Origin of the sequence: Affinirhizobium straminoryzae (genome assembly GCF_007004135.1) — a bacterium.
Classification (GTDB): Bacteria; Pseudomonadota; Alphaproteobacteria; order Rhizobiales; family Rhizobiaceae; genus Neorhizobium; species Neorhizobium straminoryzae.
The window spans coordinates 1-7,082 of the sequence record NZ_VJMG01000095.1 but is presented as its reverse complement, the minus strand read 5'-3'; the positions used below and the strand labels follow the sequence as shown (position 1 = coordinate 7,082).

At 62.8% G+C, this 7,082-nt stretch carries 8 protein-coding genes; 5 read left to right on the top strand and 3 right to left on the bottom strand.

All coding sequences use genetic code 11. The features are described from left to right. The first annotated feature begins 3 nt into the window (after positions 1–3). Genes FNA46_RS24525 through FNA46_RS24515 form a run of 3 tightly spaced genes read left to right on the top strand, consistent with a single transcriptional unit; the run spans position 4 to position 2,477 of the window. A complete protein-coding gene (locus FNA46_RS24525; RefSeq protein WP_246103360.1) occupies positions 4–651 on the top strand; it encodes a fumarylacetoacetate hydrolase family protein in 648 nt (215 codons plus the stop codon). A gap of 48 nt (positions 652–699) precedes the next feature. Next, positions 700–1,227, top strand: coding sequence for a gamma carbonic anhydrase family protein (locus FNA46_RS24520; protein ID WP_143127863.1), 528 nt, complete (start codon positions 700–702; stop codon positions 1,225–1,227). Then, positions 1,224–2,477 (top strand): GGDEF domain-containing protein, encoded by a 1,254-nt coding sequence (locus FNA46_RS24515; RefSeq protein WP_143127862.1) that lies wholly within the window; start codon positions 1,224–1,226, stop codon positions 2,475–2,477. Before FNA46_RS24520 ends, FNA46_RS24515 begins: the two co-directional genes overlap by 4 nt. Positions 2,478–2,498: 21 nt before the next feature. On the opposite strand, the gene FNA46_RS24510 is transcribed toward FNA46_RS24515, so the two are convergent. From FNA46_RS24510 to FNA46_RS24500, 3 genes are read right to left on the bottom strand one after another with little or no spacing between them, the layout of a single operon-like run. Further along, positions 2,499–2,903: a Fur family transcriptional regulator gene (locus FNA46_RS24510; protein WP_143127861.1), complete on the bottom strand. Its 405-nt coding sequence runs from the start codon at positions 2,901–2,903 to the stop codon at positions 2,499–2,501. After that, on the bottom strand, positions 2,900–3,727 hold the full coding sequence (locus FNA46_RS24505) for an iron chelate uptake ABC transporter family permease subunit (protein ID WP_143127860.1): 828 nt from the start codon (positions 3,725–3,727) through the stop codon (positions 2,900–2,902). The genes FNA46_RS24510 and FNA46_RS24505 overlap by 4 nt, the downstream gene beginning before the upstream one ends. Then, complete coding sequence (locus FNA46_RS24500) at positions 3,720–4,637, bottom strand: ATP-binding cassette domain-containing protein (protein WP_143127859.1); 918 nt, start codon at positions 4,635–4,637, stop codon at positions 3,720–3,722. Before FNA46_RS24500 ends, FNA46_RS24505 begins: the two co-directional genes overlap by 8 nt. Before the next feature lie 98 nt (positions 4,638–4,735). Between FNA46_RS24500 and znuA the strand changes: the two genes are divergently transcribed. Both znuA and zigA read left to right on the top strand, forming a co-directional pair. Beyond that, positions 4,736–5,740, top strand: a complete 1,005-nt coding sequence (gene znuA / locus FNA46_RS24495) for a zinc ABC transporter substrate-binding protein ZnuA (protein ID WP_143127858.1) — start codon at positions 4,736–4,738, stop codon at positions 5,738–5,740. A gap of 89 nt (positions 5,741–5,829) precedes the next feature. Next, positions 5,830–7,035, top strand: a complete 1,206-nt coding sequence (gene zigA, locus FNA46_RS24490; protein WP_143127857.1) for a zinc metallochaperone GTPase ZigA — start codon at positions 5,830–5,832, stop codon at positions 7,033–7,035. The last annotated feature ends 47 nt before the right edge of the window (positions 7,036–7,082 follow it).

Sequence of the window (7,082 nt, the reverse complement as noted above, 5' to 3'; positions counted from 1 at the left end):
ACCCTGCCGGTGGCAGGGTCGGATGCCGTCTTTCCGGTGCGGCGGGTCTATTGCGTCGGCCGCAACTATGCAGACCATGCCATCGAAATGGGGCACGATCCCTCCCGCGAGCCGCCTTTCTTCTTCCAGAAAAACCCGGACAATCTGGTGACCGACGGGCGCTTTCCCTATCCGCCGTTGTCCAGCAATGTCCATTTCGAGGTGGAACTGGTGATGGCATTGAAGGCCGGCGGGCAAAACATTGTTGCCGAACAGGCGCTCGACTGTGTCTGGGGTTACGGTGTCGGCATCGATTTCACCCGCCGCGATGTGCAAGACGGGCTGAAGAAGGCCGGGCGCCCCTGGGAAGCGGCCAAGGCTTTCGAGGCATCGGCGCCGGTTTCGGCGCTTGTCCCGGCCTCCAGGGTGGGCCATCCGCAGACAGGCGCCATCTTCCTCGACGTCAACGGCGTGCGAAAGCAGTCCGGCGACCTCAACCAGATGATCTGGAAACTGCCGGAGATCGTGGTAGAACTTTCGAAGCTCTTTACGCTCGCTGCGGGCGACGTCATCATGACCGGAACGCCCGCTGGCGTCGGCCCCATCCTGCGAGGTGACACGCTGTCCTGCGGCGTCGATGGCATCGCGACGCTGGAAGTATCGGTGGTGTGACGCTGGCACTGCTAGGCGTTCAGGCTTGGTTGCGGAGAAGCGAGAACAATGCCGATTTATGCCCTCGGAGAGTTTTCACCGAAAACGCCGGCACCGGATCGTTTCTGGGTGGCGCCGGGCGCGCATGTGGTCGGCAAGGTGGAGATCGGCGAGGATGTCGGCATCTGGTTTGGCGTGACGATCCGCGGCGACAATGAATGGATCACCATCGGCAACGCGACCAACATCCAGGAAAACACGGTGATCCACACCGACTGGGGGTTCCCGACGGTGATCGGCGCCGGATGCACCATCGGTCACGGCGCCATCATCCACGGCTGCACGATCGGCGACAATTCGCTGATCGGCATGGGGGCGACGGTGCTGAACGGTGCGAAGATCGGCCGAAACTCTCTGGTCGGCGCCAATGCCCTGGTCACCGAGGGCAAGGAATTTCCCGACAACGCGCTGATCGTCGGCGCGCCGGCCAAGGTGGTGCGCATGCTCGACGACGAGGCAGTGGCCCGCCTCAGGCAGTCGGCAGACAACTACAGTGCCAACTGGAAGCGGTTTGCGGCGGACCTGACGCCCCTATGACGGAACCACACGCTCCGCTGCCAAAGCCTGACGAGATCGCCGGCGCGCTGCCGCAGGACAAGCTGCTGGCGCCGCTCATCGAGCGCAGCCTGGCAGAGGCTTGGTGGCGGCTTCGTTTTCCCGAACCGCTGGAAAGCATCTACCAGAACCACATTGCCCGCCAGAAGTGGCTGCAGACCAATATTGGCGGCGGCCTGTGCCTCGTGGTCTTCAACACCGGTGCCTATCTCGATTACATCGGAAATCCCGGCAAGATCTGGCTTGCGGTGTTCCTGCGGCTGGTGGTGGTGACCATTCCCTGCGCGCTGTTGTTCTGGTTCAGCTACCGTGTCCGCGACCACCGCAAGCGCGACGGCATTACCGCCGGCGCGATGCTGCTGATTGCCGTGGTCGTCAACATCCTGCTGATCATCCGCGGCTCGCCGCCAACACAGATCGCCTTCAGCATGGCGCTCATGGTGATTATCGTCAACATCGTCCTGCCGCTGTCGGTGGTCATGGCTTCGGTAGCCAGCGTCGGCGCGGTGGTGATCACCGCTCTCTTCCGGGCAAATTACGGCCCGCTCGTTCAAGGCGAACCGCATCTTCCGGTCATCTTCGTTACGATCACCTGCATCATCACCCTGCTGGCCAATCATCGGCTTGATACGGCGCTGCGCCGCCTCTACCTCGTGCTTCTGCGCGAACAGTTGCGCGGCGAGGAAGTCCGACGCGAAAACCGCGACCTCAACACCTTCTCCTATACCGACACGTTGACCGGCATCGCCAATCGCCGCCGGCTGGACGAGACGATGCAGCGCGCCTGGCAGAAGGCCGAGACGACACAGGAGCCGCTGGCGCTACTGATCATCGATATCGACCATTTCAAGCGCTACAACGACACCTATGGCCATCCGGCCGGCGATGCCTGTCTCAGGCGGGTTGCTGAAGCGGTGGCGGGCTCGATCCGCTCCGGGCGCGATCTGGCAGCCCGCATGGGGGGGGAAGAATTCGCCGTGCTTCTGGAGGATTGCGACATCGACACTGCGCATCTGGTGGCAGAGCGCATTCATGCATCGCTGGCGGCGACAAGCCTCACGGCGACGGCAGGGCTTTTCGGTGAACCGGTCACCGTCAGCATCGGTCTCGCCGTCACCTATCCCTTCAGCGGCGGCACGATCGAGGATTTCATCACGGCCGCCGACAGCGCGCTCTACATTGCCAAGCATCGCGGGCGCAACCAGACCTGCACAGGCTCCAGCGCCGCGTGAAGGCAGCGAAAAGAAAGCCTGTCAGCCGGCGCAGGCGCTGCAGAGACCGCGCAGTTCGATCGTGGTCTTCTCCGCCTTGAAGCCCTTGCTGCGGGCAAAATGCGCCAGACGATCGTCGATCGCATGATCATGGAACTCGCTGACCTGCCCGCAGCTTTCGCAGATCGCAAAGGCCACCGTGCCGTGATGACGGCAGCAGGCTTCCGTGGTGTGCGAGCAGGCGACAAAGGAGTTGAGGCTTTCCAGACGATGGACGAGCCCGAGTTCCAGAAGTTTTTCCAGCGCGCGATAGACCTGCAGCGGTGCACGGAAACCGTGGTCGCGCAACTTGTCCAGAATGGTATAGGCGCTCATGGGGCCTTCGGCCCGCGTCAGCGCGTCAAAGACCAGTGCCTGGTTCTTGGTCAGGTTCGTCGGTGCATTCATCGGCGTTCTCCGTCAGGCTTTGCGGTCTGGGCAAGCCCCTTGCCGAGCGAAGGCAGAAGGCTTGCGATGAAGAGAGCAAGGGCGGCGACCACGATCGACGGGCCGGAGGGCGTATCGGCCTGAAGCGAGCCGAACAATCCACCGACGACCGCGAGCGCGCCAAGAAGCGATGCAAGCACCGCCATCCGTTCCGGACTTGCCGAAAAGCGGCGGGCGGTCGCAGCCGGGATGATCAGCAGCGCCGTGATCAACAGGATGCCCACGATCTTCATGGCAATTGCAATCACCAGTGCCATCAGCAGCATGAAGAACAGCCGCGCACGGCCGGGGTTCAGCCCCTCCGCCTCGGCAAGATCGTGACTGACCGTCGAGGCCACCAGAGGCCGCCACAGCAGCACCAGGCAACCGACGACGAAGGCGCCGCCCAGCCAGATCAGCAGGATATCCGTGGTGGTGACCGCGAGAATATCGCCGAACAGGAAGGCGATGAGATCGATGCGCACCCAGGACATGAAGGCAACCAGCACGAGGCCGATGGCGAGCGTGGAATGCGAGAGAATGCCGAGCAACGAATCCGCCGAAAGACCCTGCCGGCGTTGCAGGAAGAGCAGCAGAAGCGACACGGCCACCGCCACGCCGAACACACTGAGCAGCAGATTGATCTCGAAGAACAGCGACAGCGCGACGCCAAGCAGGGCCGAATGCGCCATGGTATCCCCGAAATAGGCCATACGCCGCCAGACGACGAGGCAGCCGAGCGGTCCGGTGGTCAGCGCGAGGCCGATGCCGGCCAGAAGCGCACGGACGAAGAAGTCATCAAGCATGGCGGTGCGCCTCCCCGGCCCCGGCGTCCCGAGGGTCGTGATGCGCATGGTCGTGGCCAGGATGATGATCGTGACCGTCATGGATCCCATGGGCATGCGGATGGCCATGATGATGCCCGTCGTCGGGATGGCAATGATCCGTGACGCTGCCATCCCGATGCAGCACGCGGCCATCCGGCAGGTGCGTGTGGTCGTGCCGATGGGTGTAGAGCGCAAGTCCGGCACCCGGCGCGCCAAACAGCTTTCGATAATCGTCGCTCTGGCTGACGGCCGCCGGCGTTCCCCGGCAGCAGACATGACCGTTCAGGCAGACCACCGTATCGGTACCGGCCATTACCATATGCAGATCATGCGAGATCATCAGGATGCCGCAGCCGGTGCGGTTGCGGATCTCGCCGATCAGGCCGTAGAGTGCCGTCTCGCCGGCGAAATCGACGCCCTGCACCGGTTCGTCCAGCACCAGCAGATCGGGCTTGCGCGCGATGGCGCGGGCCAGCAGCGCGCGCTGGAATTCGCCACCGGACAAATGCTGCACCTCCGCCTTGCGCAGATGCGGGATTCCGACCGCCTCGAGCGCAGCCGCAAGATCGGTTTCCGCCAGCCGGCCGGTCAGATGCATCAGCCGCTCGACAGAAAGCGGCATCGTCCAGTCGATCGACAGCTTTTGCGGCACATAGCCAATGGCAAGACCGTCCGCGCGCTGCACGGATCCTTCATCGGGCCGCAGCACGCCGATCGCAAGCTTCGCGGTGGTGGACTTGCCGGCACCGTTCGGTCCGATCAGGGTGACGATTTCGCCGCGGGACAGGGTCAGGTCAACACCACGCACAAGCCAGCGACCCTGCCGACGGATGCCCGCATTGGCAAGCGAAACCAGCGATTGCTGGCGGGCGGAGGACGGCATCAACATCAAATTTCCTGTTCTGGTGTTGCCCTCTGCTATTACACACGTTATAGCGTTACACAACCGATGTAATAACATAACACCAACATTCAAGGAGCGACCGGATGAGAAAACCCGCCGCCATCCTCCTCGCCTCGGCAAGCCTTGTGGTTGCCACGGCGGCACATGCCGCCCCCGATGTCGTGGTTTCGATCAAGCCGATCCACTCGCTGGTGGCTTCGGTCATGCAGGGTGTTGCAGAACCCACGCTGATTGTCGATGGCGCTGCCTCGCCGCATACCTATTCGATGAAGCCCTCCAATGCGAAGGCGGTGGCGGATGCCGATATCGTCTTCTGGGTCGGCCCGACCATGGAAGCGTTTCTCGACAAGCCGCTCGATGCACTGGGCGGCAAGGCCATGGTCGTTGCGCTCGGCGATGCTCCGGGCCTCGAAAAGCTGACCTTCCGCGAAGGTGGCCCCTTCGAGGCGCATGACGACGGCGACGAGCAGGGCGAGGGCCATGACCACGTGACCGAAGAGGCGCATCATGACGATCACGGCCACGATGCGCATGAGGCACATGCCCACGAAGGGCACTCCCACGAGGGCTTCGACACCCATCTGTGGCTCGATCCTGAAAATGCCAAGGCCATGGTGAAAGAGATCGAGGCGCGTCTGGTGGCAGCCGATCCTGCCAATGTGGCGATCTATACCCGAAACACGCTCGCGCTGCTGAAGCGCATCGACGCACTGGATGTCGAGATCGCCGCCACGGTTGCACCGGTCAAGAACAAGCCCTTCATCGTGTTCCATGACGCCTACCAGTATTTCGAGCACCATTACGGGGTTAAGGTGGCGGGCTCCATTACGGTCAGCCCGGAAACCGCACCCGGCGCCGAACGGCTGAAGGAGATCAAGGCAAAGATTGCCGGTCTTGGCGCGACCTGTGTGTTTGCCGAGCCGCAATTCACGCCCAAACTGATCAATGTCGTGACCGAAGGCACGCGCGCCAAGTCCGGCGTTCTGGATCCGGAAGGCGCGACGCTGAAGGCAGGCCCCGACCTCTATTTCGAACTGATGCGCACCATCGCGACATCGCTCAACGATTGCCTCGGCAAGGACAGCTGATCCAGCCGAGCGTCACTCTGCGATCAAGGCGGCAGGTCCGCCTTTTTCTTGAACCAAACATGTTATGTTATAACAAAAAGGACCTCGACATGGACCAGCGGCTTCCCGTTACGGTTCTCTCCGGCTTTCTCGGCGCCGGCAAGACGACGCTTCTCAACCACATCCTGACCAATCGCGAGGGTCTGCGCGTCGCGGTGATCGTCAACGACATGAGCGAGGTGAACATCGATGCGGCGCTGGTGCGCGATGGCGGCGCCGAGCTTTCCCGCACCGAGGAGCAGCTGGTGGAGATGACCAATGGCTGCATCTGTTGCACGCTTCGCGACGATCTCCTGAAGGAAGTCCGCGCGCTCGCAGAACAGAAACGCTTCGACTATCTGCTGATCGAATCCACCGGCATTGCCGAGCCGCTGCCGGTCGCCGCCACCTTCGAATTCCGTGACGAGAACGGCGAAAGCCTCTCCGATGTTGCCCGTCTCGACACCATGGTGACGGTAGTGGATGCGGCAAACCTGCTGAAGGATTACGGCTCCGCCGACTTCCTGGCCGACCGTGGCGAAACCGCCGGCGACGGCGACAACCGCACGCTGGTCGATCTTCTCGTCGAGCAGATCGAGTTTGCCGATGTGGTCGTGCTGAACAAGGTTTCGACAGCGACGCGGGAAGAACGTGCTGCCGCCCGCGCGATCGTTGCCGGGCTGAACCCCGATGCGCGCATCATCGAGGTGGATTTCGGCCATGTCGCCTCAGGCGACATTCTGGGTACCGGCCTTTTTGATTTCGCCAAGGCCGAGACGCACCCGCTATGGTTCAAGGAACTGCACGGGTTCCGCGACCATGTGCCGGAAACCGAGGAATATGGCATCCGCTCCTTCGTCTACCGCGCGCGTCGTCCCTTCGATCCGGCCAAGCTGCATGCCTTCATCAACCGGTCCTGGCCGGGCGTCATCCGCGCCAAGGGCTTCTTCTGGCTGGCCACGCGCCCCTACCATGTCGGTGAGATCTCACAGGCCGGCGCGCTGATCCGCACCCAGAAGCTCGGCCTCTGGTGGGATGCCGTGCCGCGTGAACAGTGGCCAGAGGACCAGGGCTTTCGCGCCGGACTGGCCCGCTATCTCGATCCGGTCTGGGGCGACCGCCGCCAGGAAATCGTCTTCATCGGGGCAGATCCGATGGACGAGCAGTGGATCCGCAACCATCTCGACATCTGCCTGATGCCGACCGACCGTTTCACGCCGGACCGCTGGCGCGACCTGCCGGACCCCTTTGCCAGCTGGAGCCAGCGGGCTGCCTGAGGCTGAAACACAAGGCCGCCGGCATGACCGGCGGCCTTGTGTTTCAG